Source organism: Pseudomonas sp. SJZ074, from assembly GCF_007828215.1.
Taxonomy (GTDB): Bacteria; Pseudomonadota; Gammaproteobacteria; order Pseudomonadales; family Pseudomonadaceae; genus Aquipseudomonas.
This window is the reverse complement of sequence record NZ_VIUE01000027.1, coordinates 19,374-44,003: the sequence shown is the minus strand read 5'-3', so window position 1 is coordinate 44,003 and position 24,630 is coordinate 19,374. Positions and strand designations below refer to the sequence as shown.

Annotated in this window: 21 protein-coding genes; 12 read left to right on the top strand and 9 right to left on the bottom strand. The window is 63.1% G+C overall.

All coding sequences use genetic code 11. The features are described 5' to 3' along the window. The first annotated feature begins 181 nt into the window (after positions 1 to 181). Positions 182 to 1,054: a thioredoxin gene (gene trxA / locus FBX99_RS23140; RefSeq protein WP_144930541.1), complete on the top strand. Its 873-nt coding sequence runs from the start codon at positions 182 to 184 to the stop codon at positions 1,052 to 1,054. Here trxA and FBX99_RS23135 read toward each other — a convergent pair. Further along, positions 1,051 to 1,404, bottom strand: a complete 354-nt coding sequence (locus FBX99_RS23135) for a hypothetical protein (RefSeq protein ID WP_144930540.1) — start codon at positions 1,402 to 1,404, stop codon at positions 1,051 to 1,053. The two genes, trxA and FBX99_RS23135, sit on opposite strands and share 4 nt — an antisense overlap. 132 nt (positions 1,405 to 1,536) lie before the next feature. Here FBX99_RS23135 and FBX99_RS23130 point away from each other — a divergent pair, with 132 nt between their 5' ends. The 5 genes from FBX99_RS23130 to FBX99_RS23110 all read left to right on the top strand — a co-directional run bounded on the left by FBX99_RS23130 (position 1,537) and on the right by FBX99_RS23110 (position 5,697). Beyond that, positions 1,537 to 2,127 (top strand): DUF2796 domain-containing protein, encoded by a 591-nt coding sequence (locus tag FBX99_RS23130; protein WP_144930539.1) that lies wholly within the window; start codon positions 1,537 to 1,539, stop codon positions 2,125 to 2,127. A 140-nt stretch (positions 2,128 to 2,267) separates the two neighbouring features. Next, positions 2,268 to 2,978 carry an ABC transporter ATP-binding protein gene (locus tag FBX99_RS23125; RefSeq protein ID WP_144930538.1) on the top strand — a complete coding sequence of 237 codons (711 nt, stop codon included), beginning with the start codon at positions 2,268 to 2,270 and terminating at the stop codon, positions 2,976 to 2,978. Position 2,979: 1 nt separating this feature from the next. Next, positions 2,980 to 4,245 carry an ABC transporter permease gene (locus FBX99_RS23120; protein ID WP_144930537.1) on the top strand — a complete coding sequence of 422 codons (1,266 nt, stop codon included), beginning with the start codon at positions 2,980 to 2,982 and terminating at the stop codon, positions 4,243 to 4,245. Between the two features lie 11 nt (positions 4,246 to 4,256). After that, positions 4,257 to 4,775: a DUF3299 domain-containing protein gene (locus FBX99_RS23115; RefSeq protein ID WP_144930536.1), complete on the top strand. Its 519-nt coding sequence runs from the start codon at positions 4,257 to 4,259 to the stop codon at positions 4,773 to 4,775. A gap of 223 nt (positions 4,776 to 4,998) precedes the next feature. After that, on the top strand, positions 4,999 to 5,697 hold the full coding sequence (locus FBX99_RS23110) for an OmpW family protein (protein WP_144930535.1): 699 nt from the start codon (positions 4,999 to 5,001) through the stop codon (positions 5,695 to 5,697). Between the two features lie 138 nt (positions 5,698 to 5,835). Here FBX99_RS23110 and FBX99_RS23105 read toward each other — a convergent pair whose 3' ends face one another. After that, positions 5,836 to 6,765, bottom strand: coding sequence for an NAD-dependent epimerase/dehydratase family protein (locus FBX99_RS23105; RefSeq protein WP_144930534.1), 930 nt, complete (start codon positions 6,763 to 6,765; stop codon positions 5,836 to 5,838). Beyond that, positions 6,758 to 7,642, bottom strand: a complete 885-nt coding sequence (locus FBX99_RS23100) for a sugar nucleotide-binding protein (protein ID WP_144930533.1) — start codon at positions 7,640 to 7,642, stop codon at positions 6,758 to 6,760. The genes FBX99_RS23105 and FBX99_RS23100 overlap by 8 nt, the downstream gene beginning before the upstream one ends. Before the next feature lie 300 nt (positions 7,643 to 7,942). Between FBX99_RS23100 and FBX99_RS23095 the strand changes: the two genes are divergently transcribed. After that, positions 7,943 to 12,256, top strand: coding sequence for a DEAD/DEAH box helicase (locus FBX99_RS23095; protein WP_145133045.1), 4,314 nt, complete (start codon positions 7,943 to 7,945; stop codon positions 12,254 to 12,256). Positions 12,257 to 12,390: 134 nt separating this feature from the next. On the opposite strand, the gene FBX99_RS23090 is transcribed toward FBX99_RS23095, so the two are convergent. Next, positions 12,391 to 14,478 carry a mechanosensitive ion channel family protein gene (locus FBX99_RS23090; protein WP_144930531.1) on the bottom strand — a complete coding sequence of 696 codons (2,088 nt, stop codon included), beginning with the start codon at positions 14,476 to 14,478 and terminating at the stop codon, positions 12,391 to 12,393. A 199-nt stretch (positions 14,479 to 14,677) separates the two neighbouring features. Between FBX99_RS23090 and FBX99_RS23085 the strand changes: the two genes are divergently transcribed. Genes FBX99_RS23085 through FBX99_RS23070 form a run of 4 tightly spaced genes read left to right on the top strand, consistent with a single transcriptional unit; the run spans position 14,678 to position 18,720 of the window. Beyond that, on the top strand, positions 14,678 to 15,604 hold the full coding sequence (locus FBX99_RS23085; RefSeq protein WP_144930530.1) for a DUF72 domain-containing protein: 927 nt from the start codon (positions 14,678 to 14,680) through the stop codon (positions 15,602 to 15,604). Further along, positions 15,601 to 16,425 (top strand): endonuclease/exonuclease/phosphatase family protein, encoded by an 825-nt coding sequence (locus FBX99_RS23080; RefSeq protein ID WP_256662555.1) that lies wholly within the window; start codon positions 15,601 to 15,603, stop codon positions 16,423 to 16,425. The genes FBX99_RS23085 and FBX99_RS23080 overlap by 4 nt, the downstream gene beginning before the upstream one ends. Next, positions 16,422 to 17,720: a cardiolipin synthase ClsB gene (gene clsB, locus FBX99_RS23075; protein ID WP_145133044.1), complete on the top strand. Its 1,299-nt coding sequence runs from the start codon at positions 16,422 to 16,424 to the stop codon at positions 17,718 to 17,720. Before FBX99_RS23080 ends, clsB begins: the two co-directional genes overlap by 4 nt. Beyond that, the gene (locus FBX99_RS23070; protein ID WP_144930528.1) at positions 17,707 to 18,720 is read left to right on the top strand and encodes a lysylphosphatidylglycerol synthase domain-containing protein; all 1,014 of its coding nucleotides are present in this window, start codon (positions 17,707 to 17,709) and stop codon (positions 18,718 to 18,720) included. Before clsB ends, FBX99_RS23070 begins: the two co-directional genes overlap by 14 nt. Positions 18,721 to 18,828: 108 nt before the next feature. On the opposite strand, the gene FBX99_RS23065 is transcribed toward FBX99_RS23070, so the two are convergent. The 3 genes from FBX99_RS23065 to FBX99_RS23055 form a co-directional block, all read right to left on the bottom strand. Further along, entirely contained in the window at positions 18,829 to 19,587 is a 759-nt protein-coding gene (locus FBX99_RS23065) for a S9 family peptidase (protein ID WP_144930527.1), read from the bottom strand. Continuing rightward, the gene (locus FBX99_RS23060) at positions 19,577 to 20,686 is read right to left on the bottom strand and encodes a DUF3182 family protein (RefSeq protein ID WP_144930526.1); all 1,110 of its coding nucleotides are present in this window, start codon (positions 20,684 to 20,686) and stop codon (positions 19,577 to 19,579) included. Before FBX99_RS23060 ends, FBX99_RS23065 begins: the two co-directional genes overlap by 11 nt. A 205-nt stretch (positions 20,687 to 20,891) precedes the next feature. Then, the gene (locus FBX99_RS23055; protein WP_145133042.1) at positions 20,892 to 21,887 is read right to left on the bottom strand and encodes a GlxA family transcriptional regulator; all 996 of its coding nucleotides are present in this window, start codon (positions 21,885 to 21,887) and stop codon (positions 20,892 to 20,894) included. Between the two features lie 95 nt (positions 21,888 to 21,982). Here FBX99_RS23055 and FBX99_RS23050 point away from each other — a divergent pair, with 95 nt between their 5' ends. Next, positions 21,983 to 22,540: a cysteine hydrolase family protein gene (locus tag FBX99_RS23050; RefSeq protein WP_145133040.1), complete on the top strand. Its 558-nt coding sequence runs from the start codon at positions 21,983 to 21,985 to the stop codon at positions 22,538 to 22,540. Between the two features lie 91 nt (positions 22,541 to 22,631). Here the strand turns inward: FBX99_RS23050 and FBX99_RS23045 are convergent, their stop codons facing one another. Next, positions 22,632 to 23,147 carry a single-stranded DNA-binding protein gene (locus FBX99_RS23045; protein WP_024778338.1) on the bottom strand — a complete coding sequence of 172 codons (516 nt, stop codon included), beginning with the start codon at positions 23,145 to 23,147 and terminating at the stop codon, positions 22,632 to 22,634. Positions 23,148 to 23,156: 9 nt separating this feature from the next. Further along, entirely contained in the window at positions 23,157 to 24,554 is a 1,398-nt protein-coding gene (locus FBX99_RS23040) for an MFS transporter (RefSeq protein ID WP_145133038.1), read from the bottom strand. Between the last annotated feature and the right edge of the window lie 76 nt (positions 24,555 to 24,630).

The following is a 24,630-nucleotide window of genomic DNA, read 5'->3' as shown; positions in this document are numbered from 1 at the left end:
CCCGCTCCCACAGGGGATCCAGAGTGAACGCGAATGTTGTCTCCACTGCAGATCAACTGTGGGAGCGGGCTTGCCCGCGAAGGCGTCCTGTCAGACACCACAGGGCGAAAGACCAACCCGCTTTCAGCCACCCACCACCACGCCGTATAGTTGCCCCATTCAAGCGTTCTACGAGATTCCCATGACCCAGGACACCTCCTACATCTTCGACGCCACCACTGCCGATTTCGACCAATCGGTGATCGCAAACTCTTTCCACAAACCGGTACTGGTGGATTTCTGGGCCGAGTGGTGTGCACCGTGCAAGGCGCTGATGCCCATGTTGCAGGGCATTGCCGAAAGCTATCAGGGCGAACTGCTGCTGGCCAAGGTCAACTGCGATATCGAGCAGGACATCGTCGCCCGCTTCGGCATCCGCAGCCTGCCGACGGTGGTGCTGTTCAAGGACGGCCAACCCGTCGACGGGTTCGCCGGGGCCCAGCCGGAATCGGCGGTACGGGCGATGCTCGAACCCCATGTGCAGATGCCGCCTCCCGTCGCGGCCGATCCGTTCGAGCAGGCCCAGGCGCTGTTCGATGACGGGCGTTTCGCCGATGCTGAGGCGCTGCTCGCCGGGCTGCTGGGCGAAGACAATACCAACGCCAAGGCGTTGATCCTGTTTGCCCGTTGCCTGACCGAACGCGGCGAGCTGGGCGAAGCGCAGACCGTGCTGGACTCGGTGAAAAGCGACGAGCACAAGGCTGCCCTGGCCGGGGCCAAGGCGCAGATCCAGTTCCTCGGCCTGGCCAAAAACCTGCCAGACGCCGCTGACCTCAAGGCCCGCCTGGCAAAAGACCCGCAGGACGATGAAGCGGCGTATCAACTGGCGATCCAGCAACTGGCGCGCCAGCAGTATGAGCCGGCGCTCGAGGCACTGCTCAAGCTGTTCAGCCGCAACCGCAGCTACAGCGAAGGCCTGCCACACAAGACCCTGCTGCAAGTGTTCGAACTGTTGGGCAACGACCACCCGCTGGTGACCACCTATCGCCGCAAGCTGTTTGCCGCGTTGTACTAGGCGTCAGCCCCGACCCAGCTATAGAGCGGCGTATCGCCGCCGCTCAAGACCTTGACCTCGGCGCTGTGGCGCAAGCGCACCAGCAGGCGCTTGCCCGCCGGCGCACTGCCCGTCAGGCCTTCCAGTTGCTCCAGCAGGTCCGGGCCGCTCAACTGCCCGGCCTTGCGCAGCAATTCCCTGGCGATCTGCCACAACGCATCGTCCTGACTCGCCGGTCTGGCCGCCGCCATCGCCGCGCCCTCCGGCTTGACCGCCTGCAACTGCGCGCCGAGCTGCGCCCAGTCGCCCGCGTCCATTTCGATCGACAAGTCCACCGGCCAATCGCCGACGGTTCCGCGTATGCGCAACATCACCTTGCTCCTGAAGATTTAATCTTCCCATGCTCCCATGGGCCTTGCGCGACGCCAAGCAGACGGTCAAACTCTGCGCACATTCGTTATAAGATTACATAACAAAACATTCACTTTACCTGGAGACTCGTCATGCGTCGTCTGCTTCTCGCTTTGCCTTTCGCCCTGTTGCCATTGGCTGTCGCTCACGCCGCGGTCGAGCACGACCATGACCACGATCATGAACATGGCAGCCTGGGTGCCCATGAACACGGCGTTGGCCGCCTCAATGCCTCATTGGACGGCGAGACCCTGGAATTGGAACTGGAGAGCCCGGCCATGAATTTGGTGGGCTTCGAACACGCCGCCACCAGCGATGCCGACAAGGCTAAGGTGGCCGCTGTCCGCAAGCAGTTGGAGAAGCCGGCGGCGTTGATCATTCTGGCCGATGCCAAATGCTCCCTGGAGCAGCAGGAACTGGAAAGCCCGCTGTTCGGCGACGAGCCGGATCACGAAGATCACGCCGAAGATGCCGATGACGATGGCGACGAGCACCACGAACACAGCGAAATCCACGCTCGCTACCAGTTCCGCTGTGTCGCGCCTGGTTCCCTGACGCAACTGAACCTGGCACCGCTTTTCAAGACCTTCCCGGCCACCCATAAAATTCTGGTGCAGATGATCGGCCCGAAGGGCCAGCAAGGCGGGGAATTGACGCCTGAAGCGCCGGCACTCAAATTCTGAGTATTGCGAATCATCCCTGTGGGAGCGGGCTGGCTCGCAAAGAGACCGGCACATCCAACACAGAGGGTGTCTGACACACCGCTTTCGCGAGCCAGCCCGCTCCCACAGGGGCTACTCCATTTACCCTGACTTCGGCCAACATGACCCAAGCACTCATCGAATTGTCCGACCTGGTCTTCAGCTGGCCCGGGCAACCACCACTGCTGGATATCCCGGCCTTTCGCCTCGAAGCCGGCGAAACCCTGTTCCTCAAGGGCCCCAGCGGCAGTGGCAAGACCACCTTGCTGGGGCTGCTGGGCGGCGTGCAGACGCCGGATCGCGGCAGCGTCCATCTGCTCGGCCAGTCGCTCACCGAACTGGGTGCGGGCAGCCGCGACCGCTTTCGCGTGGACCACACCGGCTACATCTTCCAGCAGTTCAACCTGCTGCCGTTTCTCTCGGTGCGCGAGAATGTCGAACTGCCCTGCCACTTCTCCAAACTGCGAGCGCAGCGGGCCATCCAGCGTCACGGCAGCATCGACCAGGCTGCCGCCACGCTGTTGACCCATCTGGGGCTGACCGATGCGAATCTGCTGGAGCGCCGCGCCGACTCGCTGTCTATCGGCCAACAGCAGCGGGTCGCCGCCGCCCGGGCGTTGATCGGCCAACCGGAACTGGTAATCGCCGACGAACCGACCTCAGCCCTGGACTATGACGCCCGGGAAAACTTCCTGCGGTTGCTGTTTGCCGAATGCCGCGAGGCCGGTTCAAGCCTGCTGTTCGTCAGCCATGATCAGAGCCTGGCATCGCTGTTCGACCGCCACCTCTCGCTGGCCGATCTCAATCGTGCCGCCAAGCCACTCGAGGTCTGAGATGTATTTGCTCCGTCTAGCCATGGCCAGCCTGGCGAACCGCCGTTTCACTGCGATCCTCACTGCCTTCGCCATCGCCCTGTCGGTCTGCCTGCTGCTGGCGGTGGAGCGGGTGCGCACCGAGGCAAAAGCCAGTTTTGCCAGCACCATCAGCGGCACCGACCTGATCGTCGGCGCTCGCTCCGGCTCGGTGAACCTGCTGCTGTACTCGGTGTTTCGCATCGGCAACGCCACCAATAACATCCGCTGGGACAGCTTCGAACATTTCGCCAGCAACCCGAAAGTGAAGTGGGCGATCCCCATGTCCCTCGGTGACTCCCATCGTGGCTATCGGGTAATGGGCACCACCGAGGCCTATTTCGAGCATTACCAGTACGGCCGCCAGCAGCACCTGGAACTGGCCGATGGTCGAGCTTTTGCCACCGATCCGTTCGAAGTGGTGCTCGGTGCCGAAGTGGCCGAGGCGTTGCATTACAAGCTCGGCGACAAACTGGTGCTGGCCCACGGCGTGGCGGCGATCAGCCTGGTCAAGCATGACGACAAGCCTTTCACCGTGGTCGGCATCCTCAAGCGCACCGGCACCCCAGTAGACCGCACGCTACACATCAGCCTCGGCGGCATGGAAGCGATTCACATCGATTGGAAGAATGGCGTGCCGGCCCAGGGCAGCGGTCGCATCAGCGCCGACCAGGCCCGCAACATGGACCTGACACCCCAAGCCATCACCGCGTTCATGCTCGGCCTCAACAGCAAGATTTCCACCTTTACCTTGCAGCGCGAAATCAATGAATTCCGCGGCGAGCCGTTGCTGGCAATCCTGCCTGGCGTGGCCCTGCAAGAGTTGTGGAGCCTGATGGGCACGGCGGAAAAAGCCTTGTTCGTGATTTCGCTATTCGTGGTCCTGACCGGGTTGATCGGCATGCTCACGGCGATTCTCACCAGCCTCAACGAGCGCCGCCGGGAGATGGCGATCTTGCGTTCGGTGGGTGCGCGGCCGTGGCACATCGCGAGCCTGCTGGTGCTGGAAGCGTTTGCCCTGGCGTTGACCGGGGTGGCCGCCGGGCTGGCCTTGCTGTATATCGGCATCGGCGCCGCCCAGGGTTACGTACAATCGGCCTATGGCCTGTACCTGCCGCTGAGCTGGCCAAGCGAATATGAATGGACGCTCATGGCTGGCATCCTGATCGCCGCCCTGCTGATGGGCAGCGTGCCAGCCTGGCGCGCCTATCGCCAATCGTTGGCCGACGGCTTGTCGATCCGTTTATGAGGACATTGAAGATGCCCCGCGCCCTGCTTGCGCTGTTGATGATGGTCGCCCTGCCGCTGTGGGCGGCCGAGCCAAGGGACCTGGCCTGGTCAGAAATGATCCCGCCCGACGCGCCGCCGGAAGTACCAAACATGACCCCGCTGCATGACCTGTCGCAGATGGGCAATGCACTGTCCGCCGAATCCGCCCCGGCCGCCAAACAGGACTTGCCCAACGCTCCGGTGGTCAAGGCGCTCGACGGCCAGCAGATTCGCTTGCCGGGCTACATCGTGCCGCTGGAAGTCAGCGAGGAGGGCCGTACCACAGACTTTTTGCTGGTGCCGTATTTCGGCGCCTGCATCCATGTGCCGCCACCGCCTTCGAATCAGATCGTGCATGTGAAAAGCGAAGTCGGGGTGAAGCTCGATGAGCTGTACCAGCCGTACTGGGTCGAAGGGCCGATGCAGGTCAAGCCGTCCACCAGCGAACTGGCCGATGCCGGGTACCAGATGGAAGCTGAGAAGATTTATGTGTATGAGCTGCCGGAGTGAATCCGATGGTTCGTTATTGCCGGTGAGATAGCTTTCGCGAGCAAGCCCGCTCCCACAATTTGACTGCATTCCTCCTGAAGGAACTCGTTAAACTGTGGGAGCGGGCTTGCTCGCGAAGGGGCCTTAGAGGTGCTCATCACACTTTCATTGAGCTGAGTCAAAAGACCGGTCCAGAGCGCTCCGTACCATGGGACATCCTTTTCAAATGTCCGCTGGAGCCCCCATGCACAAGTCCTTGCTCAGCACTTCCCTCGTCGCCCTCGCACTCGCGGCCCCAATCGCCCAGGCCCATACAACCGGCGATATCATCGTTCGCGCCGGCGCCATCACCGTCAATCCGCAAGCCGACAGTTCCAGCGTCAAGGTCGACCGCGGCCCGTTGGCCGGTGCCGACCTGGGCGGCAAGGCGACCATGAGCAGTGATACGCAACTGGGCTTGAACTTCGCCTACATGATGACCGACCACCTGGGCATCGAGCTGCTGGCAGCCTCGCCGTTCGAGCACGACGTGAAGATCAAGGGCACCGCCCTGGGCGCGGCCAACGGCAAGCTCGGCAGCCTCAAGCATCTGCCGCCGACCCTGAGTCTGGTCTACTACCCACTCGACGCCAAATCGGCATTCCAACCGTATGTCGGCGCCGGCATCAACTACACCTGGATCTATGACGAACACGTCGGCAGCGACGCCAGCGCCAACGGCTTCAGCAATTTCCGGGCGAGCAACAGCTGGGGCATGGCATGGCAAGTGGGCGCCGACTACATGCTGACCGACAACATCATGGTCAATGGCCAGATCCGTTACATCGACATCGATACCACGGCGTATGTCGACAACAACGCAGTGGCCGGTGGCACCCGGGCCAAGGTGAATGTCGATGTGGACCCATGGATCTACATGGTGGGGTTGGGTTACAAGTTCTGAGCCAATTCGATAGCGACACAATCACTGTGGGAGCGGGCTTGCTCGCGAATGCGTTCTGTCAATCACCTGTTAAGTGACTGACCCACCGCATTCGCGAGCAAGCCCGCTCCCACAGTGGGTTTTGTGGCGACTGGAAACTCAGCGTCCGAGCAACCGCGCCAGCCCCACACTCATCGGCGTTTGCTGCGGGAAGCTGAAGCGCTGCAACAGCCGATGGTTGTCGGCCCGGGAATGGCGGATATCTCCCGAACGTGCCGGGCCGTAGCTGACCGGAGGCAGGTCACCGATGACCGTGGCCAGGGCCTGGAGCAGTTGTGTGAGCGTCGTGGCCTGGTTCCAGCCGACGTTCACCGCCCCGATTTCCACCTCAGGCTTCTCGATGGCCTGCACCAGCAAGTCCACCAGGTCTTCGACATAGACAAAGTCGCGGGTCTGCTCGCCGTCGCCGAATACGGTAATCGGCAAGCCCTTCTGTGCCCGCTCGCTGAAGATGCTGATGACCCCGGAATACGGCGAGGACGGATCCTGGCGCGGACCGTAGATGTTGAAGAAGCGGAACACCACCGGCTCCAGCGCATGCTGGCGACGATAGAAGTCGAGGTAGAACTCGCTGGCCAGCTTGTCCGAGGCGTAGGGTGTAAGCGGCGCCTTGGTGGTTTCTTCGTCGATGGACTGGCCTTCGCCGTTGTTGCCGTAGACCGCGGCGCTGGAGGCGAACAACACCCGCTTCACGCCGGCCTGGCGCATGGCTTCGCAGACATTCAGGGTGCCGATGAAATTGCTTTGGTGAGTGCGCACCGGGTCGTCCACCGAGGCTTGTACCGACGCCACCGCGGCCAGGTGCGCCACGGCGCTGCAGCCGGCCATCGCCCGAGCCACCAGGGCGGCATCGGCGACGTCGCCTTCGATCAGTTCGACGGCGGGGTTGTCCAACGGCAGGTTGCTGCGCTTGCCGGTGGACAGGTCATCGAGGATGCGCACCGAGTGTCCCTTGGCGAGCAAGGCGTCGGTCAGGTGCGAACCAATGAAGCCCGCACCGCCGGTGATAAGAACAGGACCGTCAGCCATGGCGATAAAACCTATCCAGTAAGCCCGGGAGCGCGGCGCGCCAGGCGCGGGGTTTGATCCCGAAAGTGTGCAGAATTTTCTTGCAGGCCAGTACCGCGTGCTGCGGTTCTTCCGCGGCATCCGGCCGTGCGGCGTGAGCCTGGGGCGTCGGCTCTTCGATTGCCAGCGGATGCAGAGCACGGGCTTCGGTGAGGATCGCCTGGCCCAGCGCCAGCGGTGTGGTCGCCTCATGCCCGGCGTAATGATAGGTGCCCCACAGCGGCGCGGCGCAATCGAGTTGCTTGAGCACGGAGATGATCACCCGGGCCGCGTCGTCCACCGGTGTCGGGTTGCCCCGACGGTCATCGGCCAGCAGCAGCTCTTCGGGCTGCTCGGCCCGGGCGAGAAAACGTCCGAGGATGCCGTCGGCGCTGTCGTCCAACAGCCAGCCGAAGCGCAGCAGCACATGTTGCGGGCACGTGGCGCGCACACTTTGCTCGATCCGCCACAAGGCCTGGCCGCGCAGGCCCAGGGGCACGGGCTCGTCCTTTTCGCTGTAGGCGGTGGCGCGAGAGCCGTCGAACACGCGATAGCTCGACGGTTGCAACAAGATGATGTTGTGGTGTTGGCACAATTCGGCCAGGCGCTCGACCGCACGCTCCTGGCTGGCCAGGCGCTGCTCGCTGACGACCTCGGCCTGAAACCAGTCGAAGTAGTACGCCAGGTTGATCAAGGCGTCCGGGCGGGTGTCGTCGAGCAACTGCGTCAGGCTCGCGGCATCCCAGCCATCTTCTGGGGGGCGGGGGGCGAGAAAACCGATGTCTTCTTCCGCACCGAGGCGAATCAGCGCCTGCCCAAGGGCATTTCCGCCGCCCAGTAACATAAGGCGCATTCGCATAAAGTCAGCAGGCCCAGTCTGTTGGCACAAGAATTTGGTCGACAACGCCCGCGGGCGTCGCCGGAATCGTTGCATTTTGCGGGTTTAGTGCGCAACCGTCACCCGTAAAGTGCAGATCCAGAATGTGTGCTGCCTTTTAAGGCCCCTCGCGAGCAAGCCCGCTCCCACAACTTACCGAGTTTCGTCAGACAAAATGCGGTCGACTTGGGGAGCGGGCTTGCTCGCGAAGAGGCCCTCATGGACAACAGAGATATCAGCCGGCACTTGCATCCTCCTCCTCCCACCCGCATAACTGCCTCTATGAATCTGCCCCTTGCAGCCGACCACGCCATGGCAGGCTTCCACCCCGCTGTCCGCGCCTGGTTCAGCCAGACTTTCCCGGCGGTCACGGCCGCCCAGGCCCGGGCGTGGCCGTTGATCGGCCAGCGTCGTTCGACCCTGGTGGCCGCGCCCACCGGCTCGGGCAAGACCCTCACGGCGTTTCTCGCCGTGCTCGACGAGCTGGTGCATCGAGGCCTGGAACAGGGTGGCCTGCCGGACCAGACTCTGGTGGTCTATGTCTCGCCGCTCAAGGCCCTGAGCAACGACATCCGGATCAACCTGCAAACACCGCTGGCCGGCATTACCGAACAATTGCGCCAGATGGGCCTGCCGCCCCTGCAAATCACCACCGCCGTGCGCACCGGCGACACCCCGCAGAAAGAACGCACGGCGATGCGCAAGGCCGCGCCGCACATTCTGGTGATCACGCCCGAATCGCTCTACGTGCTGCTCGGCTCCGATTCCGGCCGGCAGATGCTCGCCAGCACCCGCACGGTGATCGTCGATGAAATCCACGCCATCGCCGCCAGCAAGCGCGGCAGCCACCTGGCCCTGAGCCTGGAACGCCTGCAAGCGCTGTGCAGCGAGCCGCTGGTGCGCATCGGCCTGTCCGCCACGCAAAAGCCCATCGAAGCGGTATCACGCTTTCTGGTGGGCGAAGGCCGCTCGTGCGAAATCGTCGACATCGGCCATGCCCGCCCCCGCGACCTGGACATCGAGGTACCACCAGTGCCGCTCTCGGCAGTGATGGCCAATGACGTGTGGGAATTGGTCTACAACCGCCTCGCCGAGCTCGCCCGGGCACACCGCACCACCCTGGTGTTCGTCAATACCCGGCGCTTGGCCGAACGCTTGAGCCGCCATCTGAGCGAGCGCCTGGGCAAGGATGCCGTGGCCGCCCACCATGGCAGCCTGGCGAAAGAGTTTCGCCTCGATGCCGAGCAACGGCTCAAGCGCGGCGAATTGCAGGTGCTGATCGCCACCGCTTCCCTGGAGCTGGGCATCGACATCGGCGATGTCGATCTGGTGTGCCAGATCGCCTCGCCCCGTTCGATTTCGGCGTTTCTGCAACGGGTCGGCCGCTCCGGTCATCAGGTCGGCGGCACGCCCAAGGGGCGTCTGTTCGCCACCACCCGCGACGATCTGATCGAGTGCGCCGCCCTGCTCGATTGCGTACGCCGGGGTGAACTGGACATCCTGCACATCCCCAAGGCACCGCTGGACGTGCTGGCCCAGCAGATCGTCGCCGAGGTCAGTTGCCAGGAATGGCAGGAACAGGCACTGCTGGACACCTTTCGCCGCGCCGCGCCCTATGCCGAACTGGATGAAGGACATTACCAGGCGCTGTTGCAGATGCTCGCCGAAGGCCTCAACAGTCGCCAGGGCGTGCGCAGTGCCTACCTGCATCGCGACGCGGTCACCCGCACCCTGCGCGGGCGGCGGGGCAGCAAACTGACCGCCGTGACCAGCGGCGGCACCATCCCGGATAACGCCGACTACAGCGTGCTGCTCGAACCCCAGGGCCTGAACATCGGCAGCGTCAACGAAGACTTCGCGGTGGAGAGCATTGCCGGCGACGTGTTCCAGCTCGGCAATACCTCCTACCGCATCATTCGCGTCGAGACCGGCCGCGTGCGGGTCGAGGACGCCCAGGGCCAGCCGCCGACCATTCCGTTCTGGCTCGGTGAGGCCCCGGGACGCAGCGCCGAACTGTCCCTGGCCGTGGCCCGCCTGCAAGCACAGCTTGATCAACTGCTCGGTGCCACCCCCGGCAATCTGCAACCGGCCCTCGACTGGCTGACCGGCACCCTGCAACTGAACCTGGCCAGCGCCGAGCAATTGCTGGACTACCTGGCCCCGGCCCGCCTGGCCTTCGGCGCCCTGCCGTCCCAGGACACGCTGGTGATGGAGCGGTTCTTCGACGAGTCCGGCGGCACGCAACTGATCATCCATACGCCATTCGGCAGCCGCATCAACCGCGCCTGGGGCCTGGCCCTGCGCAAGCGTTTCTGCCGCACGTTCAATTTCGAATTGCAGGCCGCCGCCAGCGAAGACGCCATCGTGCTGTCGCTGTCCACCAGTCACAGCTTCGAGCTGGATGAGGTCTGGCACTACCTCAACAGTCACAGCGCCGAACAAATCCTGGTGCAGGCGGTGCTGGATGCGCCGCTGTTCGGCGTGCGCTGGCGCTGGAATGCCGGGGTGGCGCTGGCTTTGCCGCGCTACACCGGCGGACGCAAGGTCGCCCCGCAGATCCAGCGGATGAAGAGCGAAGACCTGATCGCCAGCGTGTTCCCCGACCAGATCGCCTGCCTGGAGAACCTCGCCGGCGAGCGGGAAATCCCCGACCACCCGCTGATAGAGCAGACCCTCGACGACTGCCTGCACGAAGCCATGGACAGCGAAGGCTGGCTGGCGCTGCTGCGGCGCATGGAGGCGGGCGAGGTTCGCCTGATCAGTCGCGACCTGCCTGCCCCGTCGCCCCTGGCGGCCGAAATCCTCAGCGCCCGGCCCTACACCTTCCTCGACGACGCGCCGCTGGAAGAGCGCCGAACCCATGCAGTTATCAACCGGCGCTGGAGCGATCCACAATCCACCGACGACCTCGGCGCGCTGGACGCCGAGGCCATCCAGTCGGTCAGGGAAGAAGCCTGGCCGACCCCGGCCAACCTCGATGAAATGCATGAAGCACTGATGAGCCTGGCCTGCATCGCCGACAGCGAAGCCCACGCCCACGCATCGTGGCCGGGCTGGCTGCAGGCACTGGCCGACCGCGGGCGCGCCAGCCATATGCAGATCAGCGCCGAGCGCGGCCTGTGGGTGCCACTGGAGCGGCTGACCTGCCTGCAAGGAGTTTATCCACAAGCCCAATGGCAACCCGCGCTGACACCCCTGGCCGGGTTCGATGAGCCCTGGGACAGTGACGAAGCGGTGGTCGAAGTACTCCGCGCCCGGCTCAGCGCCTTTGGCCCGCTGCCGCTGAGCGCTATCGCCTATCCGTTGGGGTTATCGACAGCGCAAGTCACTCAGGCCCTGGCGCACCTTGAACACCAAGGCTATGTGCTGCGCGGCCGCTTCACACCGGGCACCGGCCAGGAAGAATGGTGCGAACGGCATCTGCTGGCCCGCATCCACCGCTACACCGTCAAGCGCCTGCGCCGGGAAATCGAACCGGTGATGCTGCAGGACTTCATGCGGTTCCTGTTCGACTGGCAACACCTGTCGCCGTCGACCCAGGGCCGGGGCAGCGCCGTGCTGCCGTCGATCATCAGCCAGTTCGAAGGCTACCCGGCCGCTGCCTCGGCCTGGGACAGCGACTTGTTGCCCGCGCGGATCAAGGACTATTCCGCCAATTGGCTCGATGAATTGTGTCGCAGCGGCAAGCTGATCTGGACTCGCCTCAGCGCCCGGCAGAAAGCCTCCGCCACGGCCCTGCGCAGTACGCCGGTGGTGTTGCTGCCGCGTAGCCAGGTCGCGCTATGGAGCAGCCTGACAGAGCAGACGCCACTGAGCGAGCTCTCCCTCAAGACGCAGAAAGTCCACCAGGCCCTCAGCGAGGAGGGGGCACTGTTTTTCGACGAGTTGCTGCACGAAGCCCATCTGCTGCGCGCCGAACTGGAGATCGCCTTACAAGAGCTGGTGGGCGCCGGCCTGGTGAATGCCGACAGCTTCGCCGGGCTGCGGGCGCTGATCACGCCCGCCAGCAAACGCCAGGCCCGCAGCAGCCGACGCGGGCGCGGGGCGTTTGTCGGCGGCATGGACGATGCCGGCCGCTGGGCCTTGTTGCGCCGCAGTCAGCCCGCGCCAACCGAAGGCAACCGACCCACGCCGACACCGTCCGAAACCTTGGAACACATCGCCATGACCCTGCTGCGGCGTTACGGCGTAGTGTTCTGGCGCTTGCTGGAGCAGGAAGCGGATTGGCTGCCGAGCTGGCGTGAGTTGCTGCGCACCTTCCATCGCCTGGAGGCACGCGGCGAAATCCGTGGCGGGCGTTTCGTCAGCGGCCTGGCCGGCGAGCAATTCGCCCTGCCCGAAGCCATCCCGCTATTGCGCGAAGTCCGTCGCCGCCCCGCCGACGGCAGCGTAGTTGCGGTGTGCGGCGTCGACCCGCTGAACCTGGCCGGTACATTGCTGCCAGGGGCGAAAGTGCCGGCGCTGGCGAGCAATCGGCTGGTGTATCGCGATGGGTTGCCGGCGGCGGCGTTGATCGCTGGCAAGCCGGTTTTCTGGATGGAATTGGATCAGCAGGGGATGGCTGAGGTACGCAGTAGGCTGATTCAGAAAGGTTGAGGAAGGCAGGTCTGGCCTCTTCGCGAGCAAGCCCGCTCCCACAAGGGACCGCGTTTCCTCAGTCGGAATGCGATCACCTGTGGGAGCGGGCTTGCTCGCGAAAGGGCCGTCAGCCTCGCCACCCAACTCGGCGATTACTGAGGTTGACCAGGCACCTCATCCCCAACCTTCGCCCCCCCCACCAACCGCCTCGGTAACATCACCTGCTGTGGATAAGTCTGCGCGAAATGCACTGTTGGGCTGTTATCCACAAGCTTTTTCAAGCGCTGGTTGAACGCCCGGCTCACCGCATATTGCCCGCCCGATACGGTGCGGAACTGCGCCGTGAGCACCACGCCGTTGAGATCCATCCGGTCCACGCCGAACACGTCCAGCGGCCCTTGCAGGTTGAACTTGAGAAACGGGTCTTCCGAAATCGAACGGCCGGCTTCGCGGATCAGTTCGATGGCCTGGTCCACGTCGGTGTCGTAGGTGAACTGCACCGAGAAAAAGGCGAAGGCGAACTGCCGGGACTGATTGGTCACCGCCTTGATCTGGCCGAACGGCACCGAATGCACGAAACCCTTGCCGTCGCGCAGGCGCAGGGTGCGGATCGTCAGGCCTTCCACGGTGCCGGCGTGGCCGGAGTCGAGTACCACCCAATCACCAATGGACAGGGTGTCTTCGATGATAATGAACAACCCGGTAATCACGTCCTGCACCAGTTGCTGCGAACCGAAGCCGATCGCCAGCCCCACCACCCCGGCGCCCGCCAGCAACGGCGCGACATTGATACCCAGGTTGGCCATGGTGGTGATGGCGCAAATCACCACCAGGATGATTTTCGCCGCGTTGCGCAACAGCGGCAGGATGGTTTTGATCCGCGTGCTGGGCTGGCGTGCGCCGCGCTTGTTCAGCGGCGGTTTCAGGGCTTCCTGGATGGCCGTGTCAAGCACCACCCACATCAGCCAGGTCACCAGGAAAATCAGGCCGATGCGGCTCAGGGAATCGCTGATCGCCCTGCCCACGGCATTGCGCGAGGCGAACTCGAACAGCGAAATCCCCCAGATCCGGCCGAGGATTTCAATGAACGCCACCGCCATGACAATCCGCAACAACGCGTGCAGCAGGCTCAGCAACCGGCCTTTGTAGGCGCTGTTGCGCTGGATGGTTTCGGCCTTGGGCGACTTGAACACATGCTGGAGCACGGTGCTGAGGAACACCGTGGCAATCAGCAGGATGGTGGTGAACAGCGCGCAGCGCAGGGCTTTCTGGTTGTCTTCGCCGACGCCGATCAGGCTCACCGCCGACACTAGCACCATCAGCAGGATCGGCCAGTACCAGAGGCCGGAAAAGATCCGTAGCGACTCTTGCAGGGCCGGTTGCTTCAAACGTTGGGCCAGCGGCCGGTTGCGGATCAGGTGGGCCACCGGCCGGCGCATGCGAATCACCAGCCAGCCAAAGATCACCGAGGCCAGCAGCCCGGTGAACACCGCCACGCTGCTGGTGATGTTGCCACCCAGTTGCCGGGCAATCTGGGGACTGGTGAGCGCATCGCTCAAAGCCGCGAGGAAACCGATCAGGAACAGCGGTCGCGGGCTGAAATGGCGAATGATCGCCACCGCCCGGCGCTTGTGGCCGGCATTGAACATCACGATTACGCACAGCAGCACTGAGGTCGAGAAAACGCCGCTGCTGGTGGCATAGGCGAAGCACAGCGCCAGGGCGCGACCGACCGACACCTGCAGGAAGTGGCTGACATACAGGGTCAGCGGCAGGCCGACCAGCGCCGGCACGGTGTAGGGCAGCAGGTAACCGAGCAGGTCCACTACCCGCTGACGGGTGCGCAACCAACGACGCCGCCCCAGATGGCGTACCAGGAGCCGTGCGCCGGCCCAGATCAGCCCGAAGGCGCCCAGCCAGACGCCGGAGAGCAGCAGGAAATCCCCCGCCACACGCCAGGACGAGCGAGAAGTCTGGTCCACCAACCGGTCCACCTCGTCCGCCGCCCGATCCGCGCGCAAGCGCCAGGCATCGATCAGGCTCTGGTTGAGGTCGAGTTTTTCCTGGACGTCATCGATGCTCGAACTGATCGCCCCGAGCAAACCGCCCTGGACCAGGGGTTCGGGTTCGGCGGGCGCTTCACTGGGCGCGGGCGTGCCGGGAACGGCGGCGGCGCCATAGGCGATACCGCCGGTCAGCGCCAGCAAGACCAGCAGCAATACACGGCTCAATCGAGACAAAACGTGAGGCTCCTTGATGGGGATCGGTAAGGAACTGATCCATATCAAGCAGGCAAGTTCGCTCAAGGCCCATACAAACCCCTCGCCACAAGAACCCCACCGCTTTCACCACCGGGCACTTCGTCGAAACTTTCTGCGCTGCCCGACAGTCATCAGCAAGACACCGGCAGTACGAGGTCATCTGGCACGGGAGGGACACATGACGGCAATCCACATCGGCATTTCCGGTTGGCGATACACGCCTTGGCGGGGGGATTTCTACCCCAAGGGGCTGACCCAGAAGCGTGAATTGCAGTTCGCCTCACGAGCGGTCAATAGTATTGAAATCAACGGCTCGTTCTACGCCCTCCAACGTCCCGAACGCTATGCCCAGTGGTATGCCGAGACGCCACCGGGCTTCGTGTTCAGTGTCAAGGCGCCGCGTTTCATCACCCATATCAAGCGCCTGCGGGATATCCACAAGCCGTTGGCCAATTTCTTCGCGTCCGGAGTGCTGGAGCTCAAGGAAAAGCTCGGCGCCATCCTCTGGCAGTTTCCCCCAAGCTTCAAATTCGACCCCGAGCTGTTCGAGGACTTTCTCAAGCAGTTGCCCCATGACACCGTCAGTGCCGCCGCCCTGGCCCGGGAGCACGAGCCGCGCCTGGACGGCCACGCCAGCATCGAAACCGATAAGAAGCGCCCGCTGCGCCACGCGGTCGAGATCCGCCATGAAAGTTTCATCGACCCACATTTCGTCGCCCTGCTCAAGCGCTACGACATTGCGCTGGTGATCGCCGACACCGCCGGCAAGTGGCCTTATCGCGAAGACGTCACCAGCGATTTCGTCTATCTGCGCCTGCACGGTGCCGAAGAACTCTATGCCAGCGGCTACACCGACGAGGCGCTACAACGCTGGGGCGACCGGATCGAGGCCTGGAGCCACGGCAAGCAACCCGAAGACGCCCATCTGATTGACCCGAACAAGAAACCCAGAGCGCGCAAGAGCCGGGAAGTGTTCTGCTATTTCGACAACGACATCAAAGTCCGCGCGCCCTATGACGCACGGCACTTGCTGGAGCGCTTCGACCTGGACAAGGACCTCGCCACCACACCCGGCGAGCGTCCGGCCGAGGGAGTATTGCCATGAGCACGCCAGGCCCTACCGAAGCGACCCGCGACGCAACCACCGACGCCCCGCAGAACCTGGCGCACGACCTCGACCGGATCAGCCGCTTCACGGTCCTGACGGTCAATACCCATAAGGGTTTCACCGCCCTGAACCGGCGTTTCATCCTGCCGGAACTGCGCGAAGCGGTGCGCAGCGTGTCTGCCGACGTAGTGTTCCTGCAGGAAGTACACGGTGCCCACGAACATCACCCCCAGCGCTTCTCCAATTGGCCGAGCATGCCGCAGTACGAATTCCTCGCCGACAGTCTCTGGCCGCAATTCGCCTACGGGCGCAACGCCGTGTATCCGGCGGGCGACCACGGTAACGCGCTGCTGTCGAAGTTCCAGATCATTCGCCATGAGAACCTGGACGTCTCCATCAGCGGTCATGAGAACCGCGGCATGCTCCACAGCGTGTTGCGCCTGCCGGGTGGCGACGGTCCGCAGGTCCATGCCATTTGCGTGCACCTGGGATTGCGTGAGGGGCATCGTGTCGAGCAGCTGAAATTATTGTGCAAACGCTTGAGCGAACTGCCGCCCGAAGCGCCGGTGATTGTCGCCGGGGACTTCAATGATTGGCGTGGCAAGGCCAACGATCTGCTCGAACCCTGCGGCTTGCGAGAAGTCTTCGCCGAGCAATGGGGCAAGCCGGCCCGCAGCTTTCCGGCGCGCCTGCCGATCCTGCGCCTGGACCGTATCTATGTGCGCAATCTCAAGGCCCATCAGCCCAAGGTATTGAGCGTACGCCCCTGGTCGCACCTGTCCGACCATGCGCCGCTGTCGGTGGAGATCGAACTATGAGCGCGACGATGAACAAGGCGACGGTGGAGCAGGTCGAAACGCCGCCCACCGAGCGCGATCCGGCACTGGTGGACGTCGAATATGGTTGGCATGGCAATAACCGCGTCACCCTGCTGGAAAATGGCGAGGAATATTTCCCCCGGGTGTTCGAGGCTATCCGTCGAGCCGAAAATGAAATCCTCATCGAGACCTTCATCCTGTTCGAGGACAAGGTCGGCAACGAATTGCGCGACGTACTGGTGGATGCCGCCCAACGGGGCGTACGAGTCACCCTGAGCCTGGATGGCTTCGGTTGCGGGGAACTGACGCCGAACTTCCTGGCCTCGTTGAGCGATGCCGGTGTTCGCCTGCAGATGTTCGACCCCGCTCCCCTGCACCTGGGCATCCGCACCAACTGGTTCCGTCGGCTGCACCGTAAGGTGGTGGTGATTGATGGCGTGATCGCCTTCATCGGCGGGATCAATTTCTCCGCCGACCATCTGGGGGATTTCGGCCCCGAGGCCAAGCAGGACTATTCGGTGGAGATCAAGGGCCCGGCGGTGGTCGATATCCATCACTTCGCGTTGATGCAAAGCGGTCGTCCGGCCCGGGCCAAATATTGGTGGCAGCGGCGCCGCGGCCGGCGCAGCGAGCTGGCCTTCAGCGACCACGACGGCCAGGTGCGGCTGGTCTATCGCGATAACCACGAGCACCAGACCGACATCGAAGAGGTCTACCTGCAAGTACTGCGCAGCGCCAAACGGCGCGTGGTCATTGCCAATGCCTATTTCTTCCCTGGCTATCGGTTGCTGCGGGAAATCCGCAATGCGGCGCGGCGTGGCGTGGAGGTGCGGCTGATCCTGCAGGGCCAGCCGGACATGATGATCGCCAAGCTGGCGGCGCGGATGCTGTATGACTACCTGCTCAAGGCCGGCGTGACGATCTACGAATATTGCGAGCGGCCCCTGCATGGCAAGGTCACACTGGTGGACGAAGACTGGAGTACCGTGGGTTCGAGCAACCTCGATCCCCTGAGTCTGTCACTGAACCTGGAAGCCAACGTGCTGATCCGCGATCGGGCCTTCAACCGCGAACTGTTCCAGCGCCTCGATCACCTGAGCCGCGAGCACTGCACCGTCATGCGCGCCAACCACGCTCCACGGGGCCTGCTCTGGCGCATGACCATCGGTTTCATGGTGTTCCACTTCCTGCGTCACTTCCCGGCCTGGGCCGGATGGTTGCCGGCCCATAAACCGCGCCTGAAACCTTTTTCGCCGCCGACGGCGGTTCGGAGCGAACCCCATGAACCACTCTGAGGCGCATACCGCGCCGAGCGACGCCCGCGTCCGGGACGAGAGCAAGCCCAAGTCACGCTGGAGCCGCTGGAAAAAACCGCTGACCCTGGCGTTCTTCCTGCTGCTGATCGTGCTGTTCACCACCCTGGCCCGGCGCATCGACTGGTCAGAGGTGTTCGATACACTGGCGGATTTCAAGGTACGGACCCTGATCATCGCCGCCACGCTGACCCTCGTCAGTTTCATCACTTATGCCTGCTTTGACCTGATCGGGCGCACCTACATCCGCCAGAAACTGGGTTGGCGGCAAATCTTGCCCGTAGGGGTAATCAGCTACGCCTTCAACCTCAACCTGAGCGCCTGGGTCGGTGGCATTGCCATGCGTTATCGGTTGTATTCCCGCCTGGGAGTGAGCAACGGCAATATCGCCAAGATCCTGGGCCTGAGCCTGGCCACCAACTGGTTCGGCTACATGACCCTGGCCGGGGCGGTATTCAGCAGCGGCCTGGTGACGATGCCGCCGGGCTGGAAACTGAGCAGCGATGCCTTGCAGGGCGTGGGCGCGCTGTTGCTGCTGGCGAGTGCCGGGTACCTGCTGGCTTGCCGGTTTTCCAAGCGTCGTGCCTGGACGATCCGCGGCATGGAAATCAACCTGCCCTCGCTGCGCATGGCGGTGCTGCAACTGCTCCTGGGCGCGCTGAACTGGTCGTTGATGGCGGCGGTGATCTTCACCCTGTTGCCCAGCAAACTGGAATATCCGGTGGTGCTCGGCGTATTGCTGATCAGCAGCATCGCCGGGGTCATCACCCATATTCCGGCGGGGCTCGGCGTACTGGAAGCGGTGTTCATCGCGCTGCTGCAACACGATGCGTCACGGGGCAGCCTGCTGGCGGGGTTGATTGCCTATCGAGCGATCTACTTCATCCTGCCGTTGCTGGTCACGGTGGTGATGTACCTGGTGATAGAGGCAAAGGCCAAGGCGTTGCGGATCAAGCCTGGGCTCAAGAAGCCCGAGCATTGATCATCGTCTGCCCCGGCGCCATCGCGAGCAGGCTCGCTCCCACAGGGGGAACGCGAGCCCATGTGGGAGCGAGCCTGCTCGCGATGGCGCCCGCATAGACAACAAAGTCTACCGCTCCTGAATGATGCTCAACCGCTCTCCCACCACCATTTCCGTGATCCAGTCCACCAGGATCGAGGTGTAGGCCTGCTGTGAGATGGGGTCGCTCAAGGCATGGTCGGCGCCATCGATGATTCGATGGGTCAACGAATGGGTCTGCTGGCACGCGGCACGGTAGCTCATGATGGTGGCATGGGGCACGTGATCGTCGGTTTCCGACTCCACCAACAGCACATCGCCGGTGAACTGCGAACAGGCGTGCAGTGCGCGGTTGGTGCTGGCGTGCACCAGCGTACTGCGATAATCCAGCAGGTCGCTCTTGTCCAAGTCACGCTTGGGCGTATGCCATTGCTCGTCGCGGTACAGCGCCGGCACCCGCAACGCCAGCCAACGTACCGGACGCAGCGAGGTCAGAATCGAGGCGAGGTAACCGCCGTAGCTGGTGCCGACCACTGCAATCGCCGACGTATCCAAGGCGGGATGAGCAAGCAGTCGGTCGTAGGCCGCCAGCAGATCCCGCAAGTTGTCTTCCCGCGTCACCCGGGACAGCGGAATACCCGCCCCACCGGTATGGCCGCGCAAGTCGAAGGTCAGACAGACGCAACCCAGGCCGGCAATGCCCTTGGCCCGTTCCAGGTCACGTTCCTGGCTGCCGCCCCAACCATGTACGAACAACACGCCAGGGACTTTCGACTTGGGGCTCAGGAACGTGCCGTTCATGTGCTCGTCGTCGATCTCTATCTGAATGGTTTCACTTCTAGCCGTCATGGGAATGAACCGTTACATATTTGAGTAGGAAATCACCGTTATGTGCCGGGCCGCGGTATACCTCCATGGCGCCGGGGGGCAACGGCTGGTCAATGTAGGTTTCCACCGAGGAAACGCGGATTACGCCGGTCGACGGTTCCTGGACGAATACTTGCAACGCCGCCAGTTCCGCACTGCTGGCTCCGCCCATGCGCCAGGATTGTTCCAGCACACCCCCACGGGGCTGGCCGCCAGCGTCGATGCCTTGGGCAATGTCGTAATTGCGCCGGGAAGCAAAGAATCCGGGATACGCCTGGTTGGCCGCATCGTCGAAGACTTGCGCGAGCCGCACCGCTTCGCGCATCTCATCGGGTAGCTCAAGCCTGAGTAACTCGATGTAGCCGCCCTGCACCACCAGCAGATCCGAACCGCCATACACTTCCAGCCCTTGGCTGTCCCGGGTCAGGTGCTGCACGCCGCAATAACTCAGGTTATTGCCATGGATAGAGCTCTGGCCGACGCTCTGGGTCCTGACCTCATCGAGGTTCTGCTCCAGTACCACACCGTCGCGGAACACGGCCTGGGCACCGGGATCAGCGGCGATCTCATCGAACTGCGCAAGGTTCTGGATCACCCGCTGGTCGCGCCCGGCACAGGCATGAATCGGCTTGAAGCGGATCGGCCCGGTATACAACAGATGCTCGGCAGCCTGACGTGCGTCCTTGAGTGAAAAAACACTCACGCCATCGAGCACCACGCTACGGGCGAGCTTGGCAAACAGCGGCGACCAGCCGATGGGTGCGACAGCATCCTTATTCGATAGACCGTGGGTAATGGCCTTGGTGCAGATGAAATCATGCTCGACGTAACCGCCCCACAGATCATCCGGCCCGGAGACACCCAGTTGCCGCGCAGCTTGCGGGCCGATCAGGGTTTGCGTGGGCAGCAGATACAGATCGCTTCCGGCATGCTGCTGGCTGTCATAGCTGCCGCCATATTCAATTCCCAGGATCTGCGCCAACCAACGGGCCAAGGCACGATTGGTTTCCACTTCATGGAGCGGCGCGTGAGGATTGACCGAATGGGCCACCACGGTTTTGTTGCGATTGACTGGCGTCATGCGTTGCCCTTTTACCTGCGCTCATGGCTGTGGATAAATGGGTGCAGAGATCAGGCCAACAGGTAATGCTGGGGCGAACGCTCAAGGAAACGGGCTGATTCCGGAAAGTGGATCAAATCGAGCCTGTTTCATTCTGCACGATCCGTGGCGGGCATCTCGCAAATTGCACGATGCCTTGAGTCTGCCATCACCTTGCGGCGAGCAACTACTGTTTCGAAACGCCTGGCGGACTCACCCCGAACTTCGTCCGGTAATCACTCGGCGCCAAACCGGTAATTTTCTTGAATGTCGCCCGGAAAGCGCCCGGGTCCTGGTAACCCACCTTCCAGGCAATGTGATCGATGGTGCCATTGGTGAATTCCAACATCTCCCGAGCCTTGCCGACCCGCAGGTGCTGGCAGTACTCGGTGGGCTTGAGCCCGGTGGCGCTGCGGAACCTGCGCAGGAAAGTGCGCTCTTCCAGGCCCGCCTGTTCGGCCATCGCGGCCAGGGAGACATCCACCGCGCCGCTGCCTTGCAACCAGTGTTGCACCTTGAGAATCGCTCCGTCGCCATGCGCGAGAATCGGCGCAAAATTGCTGCCGCACTCGCTGACGCTGTCACTGTGCTCGATGACCAGGAACCGCGCCGTGCGCGTCGCGATGCTGGGCCCCAGCAAGCGACTCACCAGCCGCAGCCCCAGCTCGGCCCAGGCCATCAGTCCAGCGGTGGTGATCAGGTCGCCGTCATCGACAATCGGTTTGTCGGCTTCGAGTTTGATCTTCGGATAACGTTCGGCGAAGTTCTTCGCCGACGTCCAGTGGGTGGTGGCGCTCCGCCCATCGAGCAGGCCGCTTTCAGCCAGCAGGATTGATCCCACGCACACTCCGCCCAACACGGTGCCGCCGGCATGCTGCGCCCGTAGCCAATTCATCAGTGCCTGGCAGACAAGCCCGTCGCTGAAACCGGCGATGGAAGGTGGGATCAACAACGCAACCAACCGACCCGCAGTGCCGGTTTCACTGTCGAACACCCGCTGCGGCACCTCGCCTTGCGCCGCCCGCCAATGGCTCACTCGCAGCCGCGGCAATTGTGCGCCGACCTGCTCGGCCGCGATCCGCTCCGCCACCGCAAACAGATCGGTCAAACCGTGCACCGCCGCCAGTTGTGCACCGGGGTAAATCAATATCCCCAGCTCGGCGACCGCCCTTTCCTGCGCCATTGTCAGTTTTCCCTCGCTTATTGTCGTTGCGGCCAATCCTCGAACCGGCGGCAAGAGCTGATACTGGCCCCACACACCTTATCGAGGAAGTCACCATGTCCAAGCAAGCGCTCATCGTAGTCGATATCCAGAATGACTACTTCCCCCAGGGGAAATGGCCACTGAGCGGTGTCGAAGCCGCCGCGGACAACGCCGCCCGGATGATCGCGGCCTTTCGCCAGGCCGGAAACCAGGTCGTGCACATCCGCCACGAGTTCACGTCCGCCGATGCACCCTTCTTCGCACCGGGCTCCGATGGCGCGAAGCTGCATCCCAAGGTGCTCAACCAGGCCGATGAACCGGTGGTGCTCAAGCACTTCGTCAATTCATTCCGCGAAACCGAACTGCAATCCTTGCTCGACCATCACGGCATCACCCAACTGGTCATCGTCGGCAGCATGAGCCACATGTGCATCGACGGTGTCGCCCGGGCAGCGGCGGACCTGGGCTACGAGGTCACGGTGATCCACGACGCCTGCGCGACCCTCGACCTGGAATTCAACGGCGTCATGGTTCCGGCAGCCCAGGTCCATGCCGCCTTCATGTCGGCACTGGGGTTTGCTTATGCGGAGGTAGTGAGTACGGAGCAGTTTCTGGAGCAGGCGCAGCGTTAAGCTGCAAGCTGCAAACAAAAAACCGCGCTGGAAATCCAAGCGCGGTTTTTGTTTACAGCTGGTGGCTTGAAGCCCGAGGCTCCAAGCTGTTTTAGAACGGAATATCGTCATCAAAGCTGTCGAAATCCGGAGCCGGTTGCGGCGCGGCCTGTTGTGGGGCCGGGCGCTCGCGTTGTGGCTGTGGTGCCGATTGCGGGCGCGGTGCCTGCTGACGCGGAGCCGACTGCTGGTAATTGTTGCCACCCTGCTGCTGGTCACCCTGTGGACGACCGCCCAGCAGTTGCATGGTGCCCTGCATGTCGACCACGATTTCAGTGGTGTAACGCTTGATGCCGTCTTTTTCCCATTCACGCGTCTGCAGCTTGCCTTCGATGTACACCTGCGAACCCTTGCGCAGGTATTCGCCGGCGATCTCCGCCACTTTGCCGAACATCGACACGCGGTGCCATTCGGTCTTCTCGACTTTCTGGCCGGTCTGCTTGTCGGTCCACTGCTCGCTGGTCGCCAGACTCAGGTTGGTCACGGCGTTGCCGTTAGGCAGGTAGCGAACCTCGGGATCCTGGCCGCACGTGCCGACCAATATGACTTTGTTAACCCCACGGGCCATAACGTTCTCCTAGGCTTCGCACGCAGTCGGGGCCGGGTTGTTCACCAGGCGCTCGAGGCTCGCACGATCCAATAATTCGGTGTCCAGTTTGATATAAACGGCCGCTTCGTCGGCGACCACCACTGCATCGGTTACGCCAACGACGGCCCTGAGGCGCTCGACCAGGCCTGCTTCGCGAATGGCTTCGGGCGATAACGGCAAGCGCAGGCTCGTCACATACGGTGGTTCTCGCATGGTAACAGCAAAGACCAGCCAAAGTGCAGCCAGCGCGGCGCATCCCAGGAAGACAACCGACAAACCGCCATGCTGGAACAGCCAGCCACCGAGAATCCCGCCCAACGCCGAACCGAGGAACTGGCTGGTGGAATAAACCCCCATTGCCGTGCCCTTGCCGCCCGCCGGTGAAACCTTGCTGATCAGCGACGGCAGCGACGCCTCCAACAGATTGAACGCGGTGAAGAACACCACCGTGCCGATCACCAGGGCGCGCAGGCTGTCGCCGAACTGCCAGAAGAATAGCTCAGTGAGCATCAGCGTCACGACGGCGCCGAGCAGAACTCGTTTCATTTTGCGTCGCTTCTCGCCATAGATGATGAACGGGATCATGGCGAAGAACGAAATCAGCAGCGCAGTCAGGTAGACCCACCAGTGCTGCTCCTTGGGCAACCCGGCCTTTTCCACCAGGGCCAATGGCAAGGCGACGAAACTGGACATCAGCATGGCGTGGAGCACGAAGATCCCCAGGTCCAGGCGCAGCAGGTCCGGGTGCTTGAGCGTCGGGATCAGCGCCTGGCGCGCCACGCCGGATTCACGGTGCTGCAGCGGCCCAGTGGAACGGGGCACCATGAACGCCACGATCAGGATACCCACCAGCGCCATGCCACCGGTGGCCAGGAACAGGCCCGACAAGCCGAAGGCACGGGTCAGCAAGGGGCCGACGACCATGGCGACGGCGAACGACAGGCCGATGGTCATGCCGATCATGGCCATGGCCTTGGTCCGATGCTGTTCGCGGGTCAGGTCCGAGAGCAAAGCCATGACGGCAGCGGAAATCGCCCCCGCGCCTTGCAGGATCCGTCCGGCAATCACGCCCCAGATCGAGTCGGCGTTGGCCGCCAGCACACTGCCGAGGGCAAAGACGATCAGCCCCAGGTAGATCACGGGACGTCGGCCAATGCGGTCGGAAATGATCCCGAACGGGATCTGGAAAATGGCCTGGGTCAGGCCATAAGCGCCAATCGCCAACCCGATCAGGGCCGGCGTCGCGCCCGCCAGGTCCATGCCATAGGTCGCCAGCACCGGCAACACCATGAACATGCCCAGCATACGGAAGGCGAACACCAGGGCCAGACCGCTTGCCGCCCGGGTCTCGCCGCCACTCATGCGCTCGCTGTGGGGATCGTGCATGGAAAAACCTCATCTGAACCGGCGGCGATTCTACCAGTCCCATCGATTGAGGGGGTATATCGCGACTGTTTGACGC

Bases quoted from the DNA above. Each gene is read 5' to 3' on its own strand.
- FBX99_RS23045 (WP_024778338.1), bottom strand. From the start codon at position 23,147: ATGGCCCGTGGGGTTAACAAAGTCATATTGGTCGGCACGTGCGGCCAG.
- trxA (WP_144930541.1), top strand. From the start codon at position 182: ATGACCCAGGACACCTCCTACATCTTCGACGCCACCACTGCCGATTTC.
- FBX99_RS23095 (WP_145133045.1), top strand. From the start codon at position 7,943: ATGAATCTGCCCCTTGCAGCCGACCACGCCATGGCAGGCTTCCACCCC.
- FBX99_RS23065 (WP_144930527.1), bottom strand. From the start codon at position 19,587: ATGACGGCTAGAAGTGAAACCATTCAGATAGAGATCGACGACGAGCAC.
- FBX99_RS23120 (WP_144930537.1), top strand. From the start codon at position 2,980: ATGTATTTGCTCCGTCTAGCCATGGCCAGCCTGGCGAACCGCCGTTTC.
- FBX99_RS23110 (WP_144930535.1), top strand. From the start codon at position 4,999: ATGCACAAGTCCTTGCTCAGCACTTCCCTCGTCGCCCTCGCACTCGCG.
- FBX99_RS23085 (WP_144930530.1), top strand. From the start codon at position 14,678: ATGACGGCAATCCACATCGGCATTTCCGGTTGGCGATACACGCCTTGG.
- FBX99_RS23070 (WP_144930528.1), top strand. From the start codon at position 17,707: ATGAACCACTCTGAGGCGCATACCGCGCCGAGCGACGCCCGCGTCCGG.
- FBX99_RS23080 (WP_256662555.1), top strand. From the start codon at position 15,601: ATGAGCACGCCAGGCCCTACCGAAGCGACCCGCGACGCAACCACCGAC.
- FBX99_RS23060 (WP_144930526.1), bottom strand. From the start codon at position 20,686: ATGACGCCAGTCAATCGCAACAAAACCGTGGTGGCCCATTCGGTCAAT.
- clsB (WP_145133044.1), top strand. From the start codon at position 16,422: ATGAGCGCGACGATGAACAAGGCGACGGTGGAGCAGGTCGAAACGCCG.
- FBX99_RS23050 (WP_145133040.1), top strand. From the start codon at position 21,983: ATGTCCAAGCAAGCGCTCATCGTAGTCGATATCCAGAATGACTACTTC.
- FBX99_RS23040 (WP_145133038.1), bottom strand. From the start codon at position 24,554: ATGCACGATCCCCACAGCGAGCGCATGAGTGGCGGCGAGACCCGGGCG.
- FBX99_RS23100 (WP_144930533.1), bottom strand. From the start codon at position 7,642: ATGCGAATGCGCCTTATGTTACTGGGCGGCGGAAATGCCCTTGGGCAG.
- FBX99_RS23135 (WP_144930540.1), bottom strand. From the start codon at position 1,404: ATGTTGCGCATACGCGGAACCGTCGGCGATTGGCCGGTGGACTTGTCG.
- FBX99_RS23105 (WP_144930534.1), bottom strand. From the start codon at position 6,765: ATGGCTGACGGTCCTGTTCTTATCACCGGCGGTGCGGGCTTCATTGGT.
- FBX99_RS23055 (WP_145133042.1), bottom strand. From the start codon at position 21,887: ATGGCGCAGGAAAGGGCGGTCGCCGAGCTGGGGATATTGATTTACCCC.
- FBX99_RS23125 (WP_144930538.1), top strand. From the start codon at position 2,268: ATGACCCAAGCACTCATCGAATTGTCCGACCTGGTCTTCAGCTGGCCC.
- FBX99_RS23115 (WP_144930536.1), top strand. From the start codon at position 4,257: ATGCCCCGCGCCCTGCTTGCGCTGTTGATGATGGTCGCCCTGCCGCTG.
- FBX99_RS23130 (WP_144930539.1), top strand. From the start codon at position 1,537: ATGCGTCGTCTGCTTCTCGCTTTGCCTTTCGCCCTGTTGCCATTGGCT.